This window comes from Aureimonas endophytica (assembly GCF_014642635.1).
Taxonomy (GTDB): Bacteria; Pseudomonadota; Alphaproteobacteria; order Rhizobiales; family Rhizobiaceae; genus Plantimonas; species Plantimonas endophytica.
Genome location: NZ_BMIQ01000004.1, coordinates 336,907 through 351,416, shown reverse-complemented (window position 1 = coordinate 351,416; position 14,510 = coordinate 336,907). Strand labels below are relative to the sequence as shown.

The 14,510-nt window shown below is 70.0% G+C and carries 15 protein-coding genes; 10 read left to right on the top strand and 5 right to left on the bottom strand.

Translation table 11 applies throughout. The features are described from left to right. Positions 1-246: 246 nt before the first annotated feature. Positions 247-1,440 (bottom strand): mannonate dehydratase, encoded by a 1,194-nt coding sequence (gene uxuA, locus IEY14_RS15100; RefSeq protein WP_188910125.1) that lies wholly within the window; start codon positions 1,438-1,440, stop codon positions 247-249. Between the two features lie 195 nt (positions 1,441-1,635). On the opposite strand from uxuA, the gene IEY14_RS15095 reads away from it, so the two are divergent. The 5 genes from IEY14_RS15095 to IEY14_RS15075 all read left to right on the top strand — a co-directional run bounded on the left by IEY14_RS15095 (position 1,636) and on the right by IEY14_RS15075 (position 7,048). Continuing rightward, positions 1,636-2,400: a FadR/GntR family transcriptional regulator gene (locus IEY14_RS15095; protein ID WP_188909884.1), complete on the top strand. Its 765-nt coding sequence runs from the start codon at positions 1,636-1,638 to the stop codon at positions 2,398-2,400. Between the two features lie 215 nt (positions 2,401-2,615). Beyond that, complete coding sequence (locus IEY14_RS26310) at positions 2,616-2,915, top strand: con-10 family general stress protein (protein ID WP_188909882.1); 300 nt, start codon at positions 2,616-2,618, stop codon at positions 2,913-2,915. Positions 2,916-2,995: 80 nt separating this feature from the next. Next, the gene (locus IEY14_RS26175) at positions 2,996-4,303 is read left to right on the top strand and encodes a cytochrome P450 (RefSeq protein ID WP_188909880.1); all 1,308 of its coding nucleotides are present in this window, start codon (positions 2,996-2,998) and stop codon (positions 4,301-4,303) included. A gap of 184 nt (positions 4,304-4,487) precedes the next feature. Further along, complete coding sequence (locus IEY14_RS15080) at positions 4,488-6,686, top strand: TonB-dependent siderophore receptor (RefSeq protein ID WP_188909872.1); 2,199 nt, start codon at positions 4,488-4,490, stop codon at positions 6,684-6,686. A gap of 137 nt (positions 6,687-6,823) precedes the next feature. Further along, on the top strand, positions 6,824-7,048 hold the full coding sequence (locus IEY14_RS15075; RefSeq protein ID WP_188909870.1) for a DUF2934 domain-containing protein: 225 nt from the start codon (positions 6,824-6,826) through the stop codon (positions 7,046-7,048). Between the two features lie 45 nt (positions 7,049-7,093). Here IEY14_RS15075 and IEY14_RS15070 read toward each other — a convergent pair whose 3' ends face one another. Further along, positions 7,094-7,924, bottom strand: coding sequence for an aldo/keto reductase (locus IEY14_RS15070; protein ID WP_188909868.1), 831 nt, complete (start codon positions 7,922-7,924; stop codon positions 7,094-7,096). 69 nt (positions 7,925-7,993) lie between these two features. Then, on the bottom strand, positions 7,994-8,986 hold the full coding sequence (locus IEY14_RS15065) for an aldo/keto reductase (RefSeq protein WP_188909866.1): 993 nt from the start codon (positions 8,984-8,986) through the stop codon (positions 7,994-7,996). A gap of 153 nt (positions 8,987-9,139) precedes the next feature. On the opposite strand from IEY14_RS15065, the gene IEY14_RS15060 reads away from it, so the two are divergent. Continuing rightward, the gene (locus tag IEY14_RS15060; RefSeq protein ID WP_188909864.1) at positions 9,140-10,060 is read left to right on the top strand and encodes a LysR substrate-binding domain-containing protein; all 921 of its coding nucleotides are present in this window, start codon (positions 9,140-9,142) and stop codon (positions 10,058-10,060) included. Between the two features lie 16 nt (positions 10,061-10,076). Here IEY14_RS15060 and IEY14_RS15055 read toward each other — a convergent pair whose 3' ends face one another. Then, a complete protein-coding gene (locus tag IEY14_RS15055; RefSeq protein ID WP_188909862.1) occupies positions 10,077-11,507 on the bottom strand; it encodes a PepSY-associated TM helix domain-containing protein in 1,431 nt (476 codons plus the stop codon). Between the two features lie 39 nt (positions 11,508-11,546). Further along, positions 11,547-11,948, bottom strand: coding sequence for a hypothetical protein (locus tag IEY14_RS15050; protein WP_188909860.1), 402 nt, complete (start codon positions 11,946-11,948; stop codon positions 11,547-11,549). A gap of 214 nt (positions 11,949-12,162) precedes the next feature. Here IEY14_RS15050 and IEY14_RS15045 point away from each other — a divergent pair, with 214 nt between their 5' ends. From IEY14_RS15045 to IEY14_RS15030, 4 genes are all read left to right on the top strand, one after another. After that, positions 12,163-12,732: a YceI family protein gene (locus IEY14_RS15045; RefSeq protein WP_188909858.1), complete on the top strand. Its 570-nt coding sequence runs from the start codon at positions 12,163-12,165 to the stop codon at positions 12,730-12,732. A 106-nt stretch (positions 12,733-12,838) separates the two neighbouring features. After that, positions 12,839-13,231, top strand: coding sequence for a COG4315 family predicted lipoprotein (locus tag IEY14_RS15040; RefSeq protein WP_188909856.1), 393 nt, complete (start codon positions 12,839-12,841; stop codon positions 13,229-13,231). Positions 13,232-13,238: 7 nt separating this feature from the next. Beyond that, the gene (locus IEY14_RS15035) at positions 13,239-13,745 is read left to right on the top strand and encodes a sigma-70 family RNA polymerase sigma factor (protein ID WP_188909854.1); all 507 of its coding nucleotides are present in this window, start codon (positions 13,239-13,241) and stop codon (positions 13,743-13,745) included. Beyond that, positions 13,742-14,509, top strand: a complete 768-nt coding sequence (locus IEY14_RS15030) for an anti-sigma factor family protein (protein WP_188909852.1) — start codon at positions 13,742-13,744, stop codon at positions 14,507-14,509. Before IEY14_RS15035 ends, IEY14_RS15030 begins: the two co-directional genes overlap by 4 nt. Position 14,510: the final 1 nt, after the last annotated feature.

Genomic DNA, 14,510 nt, shown 5'->3' with positions numbered 1-14,510 from the left:
CGGGGCGAGTAAACATTCTCCTGTTTGAAAGCTGAAAACCCGCCAGCTCCAACATCCCTTCCGTTATACAGCCAGCTTATCATGCAACCTACGTTGCAAAATGATACGATCGGAATTCAATACGGTGACAAGAGGTCGCAATACTTCAGGTTGACCCCCGCTAAATTCGGTCGCGCGACCAGAATTCGCCGCAGGCGGCGGGCATGGCGGGCGCCGCTCTCCAGCGGCACCCATTCCCCAAGGATGTCAGGCGGCGTTCAGCCGCCGTTCGGTCGCCACGCCATGCATCACGCCGCGGATCTCGCCGAGGCCGCGCAGCCGGCCGATCAGCGAATAGCCGGGATTGATCCGCTCCTTCACGAGATCGTCGGCCATGAGATGGCCGTGGTCCGGCCGTAGCGGGATCTGCCAGTCGGCCCGCCCTTCCGCCTGCCGTCGCGCCTGCTCGTCGAGCAGCGCGATGATCACCGCCGGCAGATCGCTGGAGCCGCCGAGATGGTCGGCCTCGTGGAAGGAGCCGTCCGGCTCGCGCGTCACGTTGCGCAGATGGGCGAAATGGATGCGGGGCCCGAACTCGCGCACCATGGCCGGCAGGTCGTTCTCTTCCCGCGTCCCGTAGGAGCCGGTGCAGAAGGTGAGGCCGTTGGCCGGGCTGTCGGCGGCGGCGAGCAGGCGCCGGGCGTCCGCGGCGGTCGAGACGATGCGCGGCAGGCCGAAGAGCGGAAAGGCCGGATCGTCGGGATGGATGCAGAGGCGCAGGCCGAGTTCCTCCGCCACCGGCACGATCTCGCGCAGGAAATACGCCAGATGGCCGTGGAGATCGTCCGGCGTCATGCCCTCGTAGTCGGCGAGGGCGCGCAGCAGCAGCGCCCGGTCGTATTGCCGCTCGCTCGCCGGCAGGCCGGCGATGAGATTGCGCTCGATGCGCGCCGCCCGCTCCTCCGACATCTCGGCCATCCGCGCCTCGGCCGCCGCGATCTTCTCGGGCGCGTAGTCGCCCTCGGCGCCCGGACGCTTCAGGATGAAGAGGTCGTAGGCGGCGAAATCCACCGCGTCGAAGCGCAGCGCCAAGGCGCCGTTCGGCATCGGATGCTTCAATTCGGTGCGCGTCCAGTCGAGGACGGGCATGAAGTTGTAGCAGATCGTCTCGACCCCGACCTTGGCGACGGCGCGCAGCGAGTCCTTGTACCAGCCGATATAGCGGTCGCGCTCCGGGCTGGCGATCTTGATGGAATTGTGGACCGGGATGCTCTCGACGACGGCCCATTCGAGGCCCCCCGCCTCGATCAGTCCCTTGTGCCGGCGCAGATCCTCCTCCGGCCAGGGCGAGCCGTCATAGACGGAATGGAGCGCGGTGACGATGCCGGTGGCGCCGGCCTGCGCGATATGGGCGAGCGGCACCGGGTCGTTCGGCCCGTACCAGCGGAAGCATTCCTTCATCATCGACACCATCGCGGCTCCTCCCCCTCATGGCCAATTGTCGGACCAGAAACGATCTCTGCCGAAATCCGCCACGCGATTCAAGCGTGATTGCCGGCGACCTCTCCCGTTCCGAGAGGCTTTCCGCGCTCGAAACGCCGTGCCAATGTCGCGCGATGGATGTCCTGGTCCAACCATGGGCGAGCAGGAGCGGGCATGGTCACCAGCGAGGCAGGTCGAACGGAGGCGGAGGCGGGGGCGGCGGTCGCCCATGGTTCGGCGGTCGACCGGCTGGTCGCCGAGATCCGCGAACTCGTCGCCCGCCGTGCGCTCGGCATCGGCGACGCGCTGCCGCGCGAGCGCGAGCTCGGCGAGATGTTCGGCGCCTCGCGCAACACGGTGCGCGAGGCCTTGACGGTGCTGCGCGCCTACGGGCTCATCGAGACGCGGCCGAAGGTCGGCGCCGTCGTGGCGGACGGCCATGGCGAGGCGCTGCGCCGCCTCTTCTCCTTCCATAGCGGCCTGTCGCCGGACAGTTTCCGGGATGTCCAGGGCTTCCGGCGCATCGTGGAGACCGGCATCGGCGACATGCTGGTGCTGTCGGCCGGGCCGGCGGATTGCGACCGGCTCGACGCGGTGAACGATCGCATCCTCACGGCCGCGACGGTGGCCGAGCGGGCGGCGGCCGACTACGCCTTTCACGAGGCCCTGGTGGATCTGGCGGGCAACCGCACGATGCTCGCCACCTACCGCCTGCTGCGCCCAGTGATCGAGGAGATCATGCGGCTCGGCAAGGCGGCCCGTCCGGTCCAGGCGAACACGCACGAGGCGCATGGGCGGATCGTCGCCGCCCTGCGGGCACGCGACCGCATCGCCTTCGCCTATCGGATGAGCCGCCATCTCGAATATGGGTTGCAATTCCTCCTGAACGACGAGGAGGGTCGCCGGCCTGGGCCCGCCCTCCGGCCGGAAGCGCCATGAAAGCATCGGCCGGACATCGCTTCGCTTCGCTGGACGTCACGCCCCGATCCGCGCAACTATAGAACCATGCATCGAAGCATTTCCTATTATTCCTATCCCGCGAGGCCGATGAAGGGCTAATCATCGCTCGGCTATAGTTGCCAGACGAAAATAATCGACCGGAACGTTCGGTCCGCCGCTGCGATTTCAACCTCGTCTGAAGGAGGGAGACGAACATGGCAAGCGGCAACTCCAATCCCGGCAACTTCGCCAACGACCGCGAGAAGGCCTCGGAAGCCGGACGCAAGGGCGGCCACGCTTCCGGCGGCAATTTCGCCAACGACCCGGAGCGGGCGGCGGAAGCCGGCCACAAGGGCGGGCAGGCCTCGGGCGGCAATTTCGCCAATGACCGCGAGCGGGCGGCGGAAGCCGGACGCAAGGGCGGTCAGGCCTCCGGCGGCAATTTCGCCAACGATCGCGAAAAGGCCTCGGAAGCCGGACGCAAGGGTGGCGAGCAGTCTCACGGCCATCGCTGACGGCACGACCGGGACGGACGGCGCGGGAACCGCGTCGCCCGCCCCGCCCCTTTATCGGAATGGTCCCTCCCCAGACGCCCTTGCCCCGCTCCCTCCCGTCGCTTTCCGCCTTCGATTCCGCCGCCTTCGCCGCAAGCGTCGCCCTGCCGACGCTGGCCCAAGGCATCATCCTGCGCCGGCCGGCCATGGTGGCGGCGGCCGAGCGCTTCGGGCTCGACGCGGGCGCGGTGCGACAGATGCAGCGCCTGCGCCGCCGTTACGGCGAAAACCCGCTTCTCATCCGCAATCCGATCCGCCCGCAGGTCCTCCTCCTGTCGCCACGGGACGTCCGCCGCGTCCTGGCGGAAACCCCGGCGCCCTTCTCGCCCGCCAGCTGCGAGAAACGCGCCGCGCTGTCGCATTTCGAGCCGCATGTCTCGCTGGTCACGCAGGGCGAGGAACGCCGGCTCGGCCGGGCGCTCAGCGACAGCACGCTCGAAAGCGGCTGCCCGGTCCATAGTCTGCGCCCGGCCTTCCACACGGCCGTCGAGGTCGAGATCGGCCGCCTGCTCCATCAGGCCCGCGCGCTCGGCGCCCTCGCCTGGCCCCTGTTCTTCGGCGCCTGGATGCGGATCGTACGGCGCACGGTTCTCGGCGCTTCGGCCGTCGCCGATACCGAACTGACGGACCTGCTCGATCGCTTGCGCGCCCGCGCCAACTGGGCCTTCGCCGCGCCCAGCGACCGGCGGCGGCGCGACGCCTTCCACCGCCGTCTGGAGGCCTATCTGCGCCGGGCCGAGCCGCACAGTCTGGCCGCGCTCGCCGCGCGCTTTCCCGAGGCGGCGCTCGCCCATCCCTCGCATCAGATGGCGCAATGGCTCTTCGCCTTCGATCCGGCCGGCATGACGGCGTTCCGGGCGCTGGCGCTTCTCGCCGCCCATCCGGCGGCGCTGGAGCGGGGGCGGGCCGAAGCCATGCGCCCCGGCGATCTCGCCTTCCTGCGGGCCGCGATTCTGGAGACGGTCCGGCTCTATCCGACGACGCCGGCGATCCTGCGCCAGACGAGCGCGGCGACCGAATGGCCGAACGGCGAATTGCCGGCGGGCGCCGGCCTTCTGATCTTCACGCCCTTCTTCCAGCGCGACGACGAGCGCCTCGCCGATGCCCATCGCTTCGTGCCGGAGCGATGGCTGGGACTGGAGCCCGATCAGGCGATCCCGCTGGTGCCCTTCAGCGCCGGCCCCGCCGCCTGCCCGGCGCGCCATCTCGTGCCGCTCGTCGCGGCCGAGGCCGTCGCCGCCATCCTGCGGCGCGGCCCGATCGAACTCCAGGGCGGCCGGCTCGATCACCGCCGCGCCCTGCCCGGCACGCTGGATCACTTCACGCTCGTCTTCGACCTGCCGCTCTGAAGGCGGGTCCTGCTTCCGGCCAGCGAAGGGCAGGATGCCCGAGCCGCCTGGAATGAACGATCGGCGTTGCCGACGCGCCACAGGCGGCACATCGTGGCGAAACCACGGAAACATGAGGCTTTTCCGAAGGCTAAAACATGACTACAAAAATCATGTTAGACTCTCGCCCTGTGAAAATCCGCCGATGTCCGCCCAGTTCCGCCGCCTCGCATCCTCGTCCGCCCTGCCGGTCGCTCTTTTCCTCGGCCTTGGACTGGCGCCGAAAACGGCCTTCGCCCAGCAGGCGATCGAGCTCGACACGGTGACGATCGACGCCGCCGCCGGCGAGGCCGGCACCGCGAACGGCCAGGGCGACGGAACGGGCGCCGGCGAGGCGAACGAGCAGCAGGGCTTCGTCGCGAGGCGCAGCGCCGGCGCGACCAAGACCAACACGCCGCTGATCGAGACGCCGCAGGCGGTCTCGGTGGTGACCAGCGACCAGATCGAGGAACAGGACGCGCGCACCCTCCGCGCGGCGACGCGCTACACGGCCGGCGTCACCCCGGAAATCACCGGCGGCTCCGACACGCGCTGCGGCGGCTTCAACATTCGCGGCTTCGATTCCACCGCGAACTCGACCTTCATCGACGGGCTGCGCCTGCCGTCCACCTCGGTCATCAACTTCCTCTGCCTCGATCCCTATGGCGCGGAGCGGGTGGAGATCCTCAAAGGTCCCTCCTCCGTGCTCTACGGCCAGAACGGGCCGGGCGGCCTCATCAACTACGTGCAGAAGAAGCCGACCGACGCGCCGCTGCGCGAGGTCGAGGTGAGCGGCGGCAGCTTCGGCATGATCGAGGGCCGCTTCGATCTGGCCGGGCCATTCCGCAAGGACAGTCCCTGGAGCTTCCGCCTGACGGGCACGGCGCGCACCGGGGAGAATCAGGTCGACCATGTCGACGACGACCGCCTGTTCATCGCGCCGGCGCTCCGCTGGGAGCCGGATGCCGACACCTCGCTGACCGTGCTCGGCAATTATCAGCGCGACCGCGCCGGCTGGGGCCTCCAGTTCATGCCGGCCTCCGGCACGGTCTACGACAATAACGGCCGCAGGATTCCGCGCAGCCGCTTCCTGGGCGAGCCGGATTTCGACTATTACGACACCGACATGGGCTCGGCCGGCTGGGAATTCTCCACCCGCCTCACCGACGTCTTCACGCTCCGCCAGAACGCCCGCTATGCCGGCGTGCGGCATGACGAGGCGAGCGTCTATGGCGGCGGCTATCTCGACGAGGCGGCCGGCATCCTCGGCCGCAGCGGCGGCACCGGCATCGCCGATCTCGACACCTTCTCCGTCGACAACCAGGTGCAGGCGGAATTCGCGACCGGCATCCTGCAGCACACGCTCCTCGGCGGCGTCGACTATCGCTATACCGGCTATACCGACCGGATCGACATCTACAGCGCCTCGCCGCTGAACGTCTTCGATCCGGTCTACGGCAATCCGGTCGACTTCCTCTACAGCTATACCGACCGGCGGGTGGACCAGAACCAGACCGGCTTCTACCTGCAGGACCAGATCAAGATCGACAAGCTGTCGATCCTCCTCAGCGGCCGCGAGGACTTCGCCTCGACCGAGGCGAGGGAGCGCCTGACCGGCGGCGAGGCCTCGAAGGACTACGACGCCTTCACCGGCCGCGTCGGCCTCATCTACAATTTCGACAGCGGCTTCGCCCCCTATCTCACCTATTCGGAATCCTTCCTGCCGCCGCTCGACACGAGCGCGACGGGCGAGCTCTTCGCGCCGGAGACCGGGCGCCTCTACGAGGGCGGCATCAAGTACCAGCCGCCGGGCTGGAACGCCTCCGTCACGGCCTCCGTCTTCGAGATCGTGCGCAACAACGCCATCCGCTACGACGCGGTGGGCGGCACCTTCCAGCCGCGCCAGACCGGCCAGATCACCTCGCGCGGCTTCGAGCTGGAGGGCGCCGCGAGCCTGACCGACAGTCTCGACCTGCGCCTCGCCTATACCTATCTCGACGCCGAGATCACCCGGGACCCCGATGGCGGCTTCGAGGGCACGGTGCCGACGACCATTCCGCGCAACTCTGTCTCGGCCTGGGCGAATTACACGATCCACAACGAGACGATCTTCGACGGCCTCGGGGCGGGCCTCGGCCTGCGCTATGTCGGCGAGAGCTATGGCGACGACGCCAACAGCTTCAAGGTGCCCGGCGCCACCGTGGTCGACGCCGCGCTGAGCTACAAGAAGGACAATTGGGAGCTTTCGGTGAACGCCTCCAATCTCTTCGACAAGGATTACGTCGCGTCCTGCGGCAACAAGGATTTCTACTGCTTCTACGGCGAGGGCCGACGCATCACCGGCAAGGCCGCGATCCGCTGGTAGGCGACGGCGGAGAGTGGGACGGGCGCGCTTTCCAGGCCCGTCTCCCGCAATGCGGCAATTTGCCCATCCCCTTGAAATCGGCCGCCGATCCGCTCCGTATATCCGCGATCGCCATGACCGGGGATGAGCGAGGCCGCATGTTTCTCCAGGATGATGAATTGATCCGCAGCCGGGCGCACCAGCTCTGGCTGCACGAGGGACAGCCGGAAGGCCGCGCCCTGGAGCATTGGCTGACGGCCCAGCGCGAGCATGCGGCGAACGAAGTCGCCGCGCCCTGGTACGACCGGGCCTTCGCTGGCCCGGAGATCGACTGGATGCGCCGCGTGCTCTGGAAGCCGCAGCCCTTCGTCGCGACGCACTGACGAGAGCCGGAGGGCCACGGCGCCGGCCGCGGCCCCTGGCGGGACTCAGAAGGTCGCCGTGTCGGGATCGGGGCCGATCCGCCCGTCGGCCCGGTCGAGGCCTTCGATCGCCTTCAGATCCGCCGCATCGAGCGTGAAGTCGAAGACGCCGAAATTCTCGACGATCCGGCTCGGCGTCACCGATTTCGGGATGACGATCAGCCCCTTGTCGAGATGCCAGCGGATGATCACCTGCGCCGGCGTCTTGCCGTGCCGGGCGGCGATCGCGCCGATCGCCGGGTCTTCCAGGAGCTGGCCCTGGCCGAGCGGGCTCCAGGACTGGGTCTTGATGCCGCGCGCGTCATGCGCCTCGCGCAGCGCCTTCTGCTGGAAGCGCGGATGCAGCTCGATCTGGTTAAGCACGGGCGTCACGCCGGTCTCGCCGATCAGCCGGTCGAGATGCTCGGCGGTGAAGTTGGAGACGCCGATCGAGCGGGCGCGACCTTCCTCGTGCAGGCGGAGAAACGCCTTCCAGGTGTCGAGATAGGCGCCGCGCGCCGGCGACGGCCAGTGGATCAGATAGAGATCGACATAATCGGTGCCGAGCCGGGCGAGACTCTCGTCGAAGGCCTTCAGCGTCGAATCGAAGCCCTGGCGCTCGTTCCACAGCTTGGTGGTGAGGAACACCTCTTCGCGCGGCACGCCGCCGGCCTTCAGGCCTTTGCCGACGCCTTCCTCGTTCTCGTAGATCGCGGCCGTGTCGATATGGCGGTAGCCGGCGCGCAACGCCTCGCCGACCGCCGTGACCGCCACGTCGTCGGGCGTGCGCCAGACGCCGAGGCCGACCTGCGGGATGGCGCGGCCGTCGTTGAAGGTGACTTTCGGTTGTTCGCTCATCGCGGCACTCCTTGAAGGAAGAATGATCGAGGGGCCGGGGCCTCAGCCATCCGGCCGGGGATCCGGCGCCTACCAGCGCTGGTGGACATAGGGCGCGATGCGCTCGCGATAGAGCGCGCGCGCCGCGTCCATGACGTCGGGGGAGAGAGGGGCGAGCGCGCTCGCCGCCGCGTTCGCCTCGGCCTGGGCGCGGTTCTTGGCGCCGGGAATGACGACGGAGACCGCCTCCTCCATCAGGATCCAGCGCAGCGCGAACTGCGCCATGGTCGCCCCGCCGGGCACGAGCGGGCGAAGCTCCTCCACCGCCGCGAGGCCGACTTCGTAAGGCACGCCGGCGAAGGTCTCGCCGACATCGAAGGCCTCGCCATGCCGGTTGAACTGGCGGTGGTCGTCGGCCGAGAAGGCGGTCGCCGCGTTCATCCTGCCGGTCAGGAGACCGCTCGCCAGCGGCACGCGCACGATCACCGCGACGCCGCGGCGCTTCGCCTCCGGAAAGAACAGTTCGGCCGGGCGATGACGGAACAGATTGTGGATGATCTGGACGGAGACGACATTCGGAAAGGCGATGGCCTTCAGCGCCTCCTCCACCTTCTCCACCGAGACGCCGTAATGGCGGATCTTGCCGGCGGCGACGAAGCCGTCCAGCGCTTCGAAGACCTCCGGCCGGTAATAGACCTCGGTCGGCGGGCAATGGAGCTGCACGAGATCGAGCGTCTCGACGCCGAGATTGCCGAGGCTGCGATCGATGAAGGCTTCGAGATTGGCCTTGGTATAGCCGCCGGCCACATGCGGATCGAGGCGGCGGCCGGCCTTGGTGGCGACGATCACCCGCTCGCCGCCCCGCTCCTTCAGGACCTCGCGGATGATGCGCTCGGACCGGCCATCGCCATAGACGTCGGCCGTGTCGATGAAGGTCATGCCGGCATCGAGGGCGGCGTGGAGGCTGGCGCGCGCGTCGGCCTCCTCGACATTGCCCCAGGAGCCGCCGATGGCCCAGGCGCCGAAGCCGATCTCCGAAACGGTCCAGTCGGTGCGGCCGAAGCGCCGCGTGGCGATGGGCATGGGAAGACTCCGTGACGGGCGGGCTCGCGGCGCGTCGGCGCGGGCGCGAGCCGGGGAAAAGGGGTGGGCTCGCCGGAACCTAGACGTTGCGGCGGCGATGGGGAGGGGCCATAAGCTGAGTTGGCTTCAATGACCCGTTGAGCCGCGTGCAACATGCCCTCCTTCGTCCGCTCCGATCTCCCCGATCTCGCCGCCTTCGCGGTGATCGTCCGGCGCCGCAGCTTCAAGGCGGCGGCCATCGAGCTCAGGATCACCACCTCCGCCCTCAGCCATGCGATCCGGCGGCTGGAGGAGCGGCTCGGCCTGCGGCTTCTCAACCGCACCAGCCGCAGCGTCGCGCCGACCCCGGCGGGCCTCAAGCTCGCCGAGGAGCTCGCCGCCGGCTTCGAGCGGATCGACGCCGCGCTCGCCGGCCTCGACGGCGAGCAGGGCCAGGGTCTCGGCGAATTGCGCCTCAACATTCCGCGCGACGCGAGCCGGCTGCTGATCGGCCCGGTCCTCGCGCCCTTTCGCGCCAGGCTGCCCGAGCTGAGGCTGACGATCGTGGTCGAGAACCGCCCGGTCGATCTCGTGGCGGAAGGCTTCGACGCCGGCATCCGCTACGGCGACACCGTGCCGGAGGACATGATCGCGGTGGCGCTGACGCCGCCGCTCGAATGGGTGGTGGTCGGCGCGCCCTCCTATCTGGCGGCGCGCGGCCGGCCGGAACAGCCGGAGGACCTGATGGGCCATAGCTGCCTGCGCCTTCTTCTCGGCGACAATTCCGCCTTTCGCTGGGAGCTCGGCAACGGCGCGGCGATGCGCCGGCTCGACGCGCCGGGCACCTGTACGATCAACGACACGGAGACGACGGTCGAGGCCGCCGTCGCCGGCCTCGGCCTCGCCTATGTGCTGCGCTGGCGGGTGGAGCGGGAACTGGCGGAAGGACGTCTGGAGCTCGTGCTGCCGGACTGGTCCTCCACGGGCGCCGGCTTTCACATGTACTATCCGAGCCGGCGGCAGAACCATCCGGCGCTCCGCCAGCTCGTCGATCTCATCCGCGTCCGGCAGGGTCTGCCGGCGCTCTCCGCCTGACCGGCCCCCGCTCCCCCTATTCCGCCGGGACCGGCTGCGGGCTCCGCGCCTTCGCGAGGCGCCAGCGCAGCGCATCGATCAGCACGAAGGCGGCGAGACTGGCGCCGAGCGCCGGCAGGCACCAGCCGAGCGCGGCACCGGCAATGAGGGTGCCGAGACGCGCGGCGGGGCGCAGCCGCAGCCAGCTCTCGGCCAGCGTTCGCGGCGGCGCGCCGGGCGCCGGCCGGCCGCGCGACCAGATGCGATAGCCGTAGAGAATCGCGACGATCAGGCCGAGGCTGGCGAGCGCCAGCACGATCTGGTTCGGCAGGCCGAAGAGCAGGCCCATATGCGCCGCGATGCCCCATTGCACCAGCTTGGCGACCAGCGGGAAGTCGGCGAAATCGGCCCGGCTCGTCACCGCGAGCGTGTCGGGATTGAGCGCGATCGTATCGACTTGGCTCGGCCAGGCGCGGTCGACTTCGCGCACCATCCAGGCCTGGCCCGCTTTCGGCGGGCGGATCTCGATCAACGGCGAGTCGATGCCGGCCTGTCGCGCCGCCGCGAGAACGGCGTCGAGGCGCCCGGCCGGATCGGCGCCCGCAGGCCCGTCCATCGCCATGCCGGCATGATCGTGTCCGCCCGGCGCGGCCTCGCCGGTGCCGAGCGTCAGGCGCACCGTCGGCGTCGTCCAGCCGAGCGTGTCGCGCAGGCCGTCGATCCCGGCGCCGGCCCAGCGCGACCAGGTGAGGCCCGTCGCCGAGAGGAAGACGAGGACGAGCGCCAGCGTCACGCCGATCACCCCATGCCGGTGCCGCAGCCGCAACCCGGCATGGCCCCGGCTGCGCCGCGCCAGCCGGCCCGTCCGGCGCCAGGCCCAGAGCAGCGTGCCGCCGAGCGTCGCCACCCAGAGCCAGGAGGCGGCGAGCTCGCTATAGGCGCGGCCGAACTCGCCGAGGAGCAGGCTGCGATGCAGATTGTCGAGGAGGGTGCGGAAGGGCAGGATGCCGCTCGTGCCATAGGTCACGAGCACGCCCCGAAGGACGAGCGTCGCCGGATCGACGAAGACGGCGCGCGTTTCGGACGGGCCGAGGGCGGGATCGGCGAAGAGCACCCGCGTCGTGCGCCCCGGCCCCGGCGCAGGCCGGACGGCGACGAGGCGCAGATCGGCAGCAACGGCGGCGCGGGCCGCCCGCGCCTGTTCGGCGAGCGGGCGCGCCGGACCTTGGGCCTCGGTCGTCAGTTCGGCGCGATAGAGCCGGTCCTCGATCTGCGGCGTCAGGACATAGAGCGTGCCGGTGAGCGCCGCGACGAGAAGGAACGGCCCGACGAAGAGGCCGATATGAAGATGCAGGCGGGCGACGAAGGTCTGGAAGGCCGCGCCGCCCGGATCGGGCGGAACAGGCTGCTGATCGACGGATCGCGGGCGCGCGGCCACGCCGATCCGTCCGGTGGACGGTTCGAACATCGGGAAGTCTCCGAAAATGAGCGCTGAGAACAGGAAGCGTCAGACGGAGAGGAGCGGCGGTCCGGTCGGGAAACGGGGCGCGCCGGACGGGCGCGGCGCGCGGCCGGCCTCGGCATCGCGCGAGAAGCGGAGATCGACCCCGCCGCCGGGCGCATAGGCGGCGCCGAGATCGAGGGCCGGCGGCAGGGCCGGCGCGAGGGGGCCGGAGCCGCAGAACACACCGCAGGGGCAATGATGCGCCGGATCGCCGCCCGGCCGGACCGGATCGGGCGCGACGCGTTCCGCGCCGTCGCCATGGCAGATGATCGCCATCGCATCGGAGGACGGCAGGAGCGTCGCGGCATCGGCGAAGGCGCCGAACGCCGCCTGGAGGAGAATGAAGACGGCCGTGAGCAGGGCGACGAGCCCGCCCGACCAGCGATCCTCCAGAATCAGCCGCATCTCCCCCATCCGTCCCGGATGCCAGAAAGCATCGTGCCTGTCATCGCCGGTTTAAGAGGCCCTGACAGAACCTCACGGGGTCGGCGGGCGGGTCTCTTCGCCCATCCTCGGCCCGGAGATTTTGTCAGGGTCTCTCGGCGGATCGGGCGGGAATAAGGTCGCGGATGCGGTGTTGTCGTTTCCGAAGCCCGTCCGGGCCGTCCGGAGAGATCCCATGCGAAAATTCCTGCCGATCCTCGCCGCCGCGCTGGCGTTGGCCGGCCTTCCGGCCCTCGCGGCCAGCCATGCCGGGGCCGAGCCCCGGTCCTGGCGGATCGATCCCGCCTCGCGCATCGCCTTCACCGTCGATCAGGTGGGCGGCGGCGGCATCAGCGGCGCCTTTCCCGCCTTCGACGGCCGCTTCGAGATCGACCCGGACGATCTCGCCCGGTCCTCCGTCGCGATCACATTGCATCCGGCCAGCGTCACCACCGGCCAGGGGCGGGTCGACGCCTTCCTGCGCTCCAGCGCCGTCTTCGACGCCGCCGACTATCCCGACATCACCTTCCGCTCGACGCGCGTCGTCCCCGATGGACCGAAAGGCGCCAGGATCGAGGGCGTGCTCACCGCGCGCGGCAAGGCGCGGAACGAGACCTTCCACGCCTCGCTCGTCGAGCGGAGCGACGCGGCGGTCTCCTTCCGTGTGACCGGCGACATCTACCGCTCGCCCTATGGCATGGGGGTCGGCACGCCGATCTATTCCAATGTCGTCGCCTTCGACATGGTGCTGAAGGGCGCGCGCTGACCGATCCCGAAAAATCCATGAGGGACGGGATGAAACCGCGCCGGCGGGTGTTGGCGCAGGCGAGGCGGCCGACCGGCGCGCCGAGAGGAAACGAAGGAGACCGAAGATGAAGATGCGCGTCCTGATCCTGGCCGGCCTGGCCGGCGCTCTCGCGGCCCCGCTGGCGCTGGCCGAGGACTATGCCGGCGGCGCCGTGACCACGACGAAGACCAAGGCCGGCGAGATCCTCGCCGATGCCAAGGGCATGACCCTCTACACGTTCGACAAGGACAAGAAGGGCCAGTCGGCCTGCTACGACGATTGCGCGGCGAAATGGCCGCCGCTTCTCGCCACGGGCAAGGCGGCGGCGAAGGACGGCTTCACCTTGGTCGAGCGCAAGGGCGGCGAGAAGCAATGGGCCTATAAGGGCATGCCGCTCTATCTTTGGCAGAACGACAAGAAGCCGGGCGACACGACCGGCGACGGCGTCGGCGGCGTCTGGCACGTCGCGACGGAATAGCACCGCCATGGGCGACGTCCTGGACGAGATCGCGGATTGCGTGCCGGCGCTGCGGCGCTATGCGCGCGCCCTCACCCACGATCGCGAGAGCGCCGACGATCTCGTTCAGGACTGCCTGGAACGGGCGATCCGCAAGAAGGGCCTGTGGCGGCCGATCGGCCCGCTCCGGCCCTGGCTGTTCCGCATCCTCCTGAACCTCCACCGCAACGGGCTGCGCCAGAAGCGCCGGGCGCCGCCGGCGGTCGCGCTGGACGAGATCGGCACCGAGCCGGCCGTCGCCGCCGGCCAGCCCGGCCGCGTCGCGCTGGCCGAGATGGCGCGGGCGATGGAGCGCCTGCCCCCCGACCAGCGCGAGGCCTTGCTGCTCGTCGCCGTCGAGGGCCTCGCCTATGCGGAGGCGGCGGCGGTGCTGGGCATCCCGATCGGCACGCTGATGTCGCGGATCGGCCGCGCCCGCGCGCTGCTGCGGCAATGGACCGAGGATAGCGGCCCGAAATTGAGAGCGGTGAAATGACGAAGGACGATCGACCGGTCTCCGAAGAGGATCTCCATGCCTATGCCGACGGGGTGCTCGACGCCGCGCGGCATGCCGAGGTCGAGGCGCATCTCGCCGCCCGGCCCGAGGAGGCGGCGCGCGTCGAGACCTGGCGCCGGCAGAACGAGACGCTGCGTGCCCTCTACGGTCCGGCCGCGAGCGAGCCCGTGCCGGCGCGCCTCCATCCGCGCCGCCTAGCCGCCGCGCGGCCCGTGCCGGCCCTGCCCTGGCGGCGCCTTGCCGCCGTTCTGGTCCTTCTCGCGCTCGGCGCCGGTGCCGGCTGGTTCGGACGCGGCGAGTTCGAGGCGGGCGCCCCCGCCGGTTCGCTGGTCGCCGAGGCGGTGGCGGCGCATCGGCTCTATGCGGGCGAGGTCGTCCACCCCGTCGAAGTGCGCGCCGAGGACAGCGCGCATCTGAAGGCCTGGCTGTCGAAGCGGCTGAGCCGTCCCCTCGCCCTGCCGGATCTGACGGGCCAGGGCCTCGCCTTCGTCGGCGGAAGGCTCCTGCCGGCGGGAGACGGCCCGGCGGCGCAGCTGATGTACGAGGACGAGGGCGGACGGCGCCTCACGCTCTATATCGTGCCGGCCCCGGAGGCGGAGGAGACGGCCTTGCGTCTCGCGAGCGCCGACGGGCTCGAAGCCGTCTTCTGGCGCGACGAGACCCTGCGCTGCGCGCTGGTCGGCGAGCTGCCGCGCGACAGTCTGCGCCGGATCGCGACCGACGCCTACAAGCAGCTGGGCTAGG

Bases quoted from the DNA above. Each gene is read 5' to 3' on its own strand.
- uxuA (WP_188910125.1), bottom strand. From the start codon at position 1,440: ATGAAGGAATGCTTCCGCTGGTACGGGCCGAACGACCCGGTGCCGCTC.
- IEY14_RS15095 (WP_188909884.1), top strand. From the start codon at position 1,636: ATGGTCACCAGCGAGGCAGGTCGAACGGAGGCGGAGGCGGGGGCGGCG.
- IEY14_RS26310 (WP_188909882.1), top strand. From the start codon at position 2,616: ATGGCAAGCGGCAACTCCAATCCCGGCAACTTCGCCAACGACCGCGAG.
- IEY14_RS15080 (WP_188909872.1), top strand. From the start codon at position 4,488: ATGTCCGCCCAGTTCCGCCGCCTCGCATCCTCGTCCGCCCTGCCGGTC.
- IEY14_RS15075 (WP_188909870.1), top strand. From the start codon at position 6,824: ATGTTTCTCCAGGATGATGAATTGATCCGCAGCCGGGCGCACCAGCTC.
- IEY14_RS15070 (WP_188909868.1), bottom strand. From the start codon at position 7,924: ATGAGCGAACAACCGAAAGTCACCTTCAACGACGGCCGCGCCATCCCG.
- IEY14_RS15065 (WP_188909866.1), bottom strand. From the start codon at position 8,986: ATGCCCATCGCCACGCGGCGCTTCGGCCGCACCGACTGGACCGTTTCG.
- IEY14_RS15060 (WP_188909864.1), top strand. From the start codon at position 9,140: ATGCCCTCCTTCGTCCGCTCCGATCTCCCCGATCTCGCCGCCTTCGCG.
- IEY14_RS15055 (WP_188909862.1), bottom strand. From the start codon at position 11,507: ATGTTCGAACCGTCCACCGGACGGATCGGCGTGGCCGCGCGCCCGCGA.
- IEY14_RS15050 (WP_188909860.1), bottom strand. From the start codon at position 11,948: ATGCGGCTGATTCTGGAGGATCGCTGGTCGGGCGGGCTCGTCGCCCTG.
- IEY14_RS15045 (WP_188909858.1), top strand. From the start codon at position 12,163: ATGCGAAAATTCCTGCCGATCCTCGCCGCCGCGCTGGCGTTGGCCGGC.
- IEY14_RS15040 (WP_188909856.1), top strand. From the start codon at position 12,839: ATGAAGATGCGCGTCCTGATCCTGGCCGGCCTGGCCGGCGCTCTCGCG.
- IEY14_RS15035 (WP_188909854.1), top strand. From the start codon at position 13,239: ATGGGCGACGTCCTGGACGAGATCGCGGATTGCGTGCCGGCGCTGCGG.
- IEY14_RS15030 (WP_188909852.1), top strand. From the start codon at position 13,742: ATGACGAAGGACGATCGACCGGTCTCCGAAGAGGATCTCCATGCCTAT.